The organism is Ruegeria sp. AB7, assembly GCF_056542625.1.
In genome coordinates, this window is sequence record NZ_JBQGAC010000022.1 from 1 (window position 1) to 1923 (window position 1923).

Below are 1923 nucleotides of genomic sequence, written 5' to 3' on the forward strand. Positions count from 1 at the left end.
TCGCTTGAAGGAATGGAGCCGAGTAGAAACCCGCTACGATAGATGGCCGAAAGTGTTCCCATCAGCCATAACACTCGCAGTAATCGTCATCCCTTCCATGACACCAAAATAATGGTACCGTTTTATGGGGCTAAGACAGCCGCGTATCCAATTTCAATCTTCGAGCTTTGAGAGACGAAAAAAGGCAAATGACTTGTTTTGCTCGATCAGGAAAGCGCATTCTGGAATAGACGGTGTTTCTTTTGCTCTCATGAACACATAGCTGACGCCAGCTCTCCCCAAACTATCGCAGTCTTCGCTCAATAGCATCTCGTAGAGTGAGGCGCGCCTTGCTTCTAGTTCGCGAAAGGGAAGTAAAGGGCTTAGAAAATAGGGTCTGTTTGATATCATCTGTCGGCCCGATGCCATCACAGGAAGAACCGGGCTATCAAGTCCATTGTCGAACTCGGAAGTCAACACAATGTCATCGTTGTTAGTCGTATCCAAAAGCCATTGAGTGGCCTCAACGAGTTCCGGTTGATTACTCATCCACAAGGACCCACTGATATTTGACTTATATCGGTCATACGCGAGAAATAGACCATGCGCGAATAGTGGTAGCACAAGTAATCCGCAAATCTTCAATGCGTACTGTGGTGCCCTCGTTTTAAGAAGTCCAAATATAACACGGAAACCATACCCAAACAGAAGTGCCTCGACCGCTTTAAGATAAAATAGAAAGTGGAAGTACGGTGCAACTTGAATCGCGTTCAGGTGAAAGACGGTGACCGTTACCCCAAACAATGCCAATACCGACAAAACGAATAAAAAGACCAGGACAACAAAATTGTTGGAGTCGAAAACCGCTGTTCGACCTTGCCGAATAATCCCGAATAAACCTACCAGCGCGATGAGGGTCGATATTCCCATCCAGTCATCGATGAGCGTCCAGAATCGAGAAAACGAGAATACTGCTATCGATGGAACCCAAGTTGAAGGGGTAGGGTTGGCTATCCCTTGATAGTCCAAAGCAATTGGCAGGAAATGTATTGCAGCGATACCGACTGCGATACCCGAGATGACGGCGGCAAACCCGAAGAACTCGGTTATATTGATTTTTCCTCTTCCAATCAGGGTGAAAATCACAATTGCTGCAGTGCTCCATGTAACTGCAAGTATTGAATTGTGTGCCAACGCTGCTGCACCCAATGATACACCAAGGAGAATGGAAGTAGTGATGGCCGGCTTTTTATAAAAAAATGCTGTCAGAGCCAACGTCGTGTAGGTGACGAACTGAAGAGTAGTGATAGGTAAGCCATCAATTGAGTAACCAGCACTCAGTGGTCCCGGTAAAAGCCCTGGGGACAGCGATAGAAATGATGCCAGTGCCGCAAATGCCCAAGTTCTTTCCAAATGAACTCTTGCAAGAATATAGAATGTGATTGGCGCTGAAATGTTCAGTAGGGTGGGAGCAGACGAAAGCATAGTCAAAGTGCTCACGCCAAATACATCTGAAAGGATGGCATGAATTGCATGGTAGAGCGGGTTATACCATCTGGGTGAGAAGTTATGCGTTGGATCTTGCGTCCAGTTTCCAGAACGCATTTGTTCGATCATTCCCGCATCTCGAGCGCCGTCCCAAACATCGCTAGGCCATCCAGATGCGGCGAATGCAATCCATACACAGAGTGCGAAGCAAGCCAAACTTAGGACAACAAACACGTCCCAATACCGAACAACTAGCAAAGTTCAATGCTCCCAATTCGTTTTATTTTAAATTAAGCTAAACAAGCCATTTAGTTCTGCGCCACATTAAACGGTTTTTCGCTGGAGCAAAGTGCTGTTTGGCAAAACCTAGGCTCTGGTTTCATTGATTTGGTTGCAATTTCTGGACCGGGCTGACTCAACTTCCTGGCCTTCAGGAGGCGTGATGAGTGGCTTGTT

1 protein-coding gene is annotated in these 1923 nt (G+C 46.6%); it reads right to left on the minus strand.

Going from position 1 to position 1923, the window contains the following annotated elements:
- Positions 1 to 153: 153 nt before the first annotated feature.
- Positions 154 to 1596, minus strand: coding sequence for a hypothetical protein (locus ACR0EN_RS21205; RefSeq protein ID WP_170819284.1), 1443 nt, complete (start codon positions 1594 to 1596; stop codon positions 154 to 156).
- Positions 1597 to 1923: the final 327 nt, after the last annotated feature.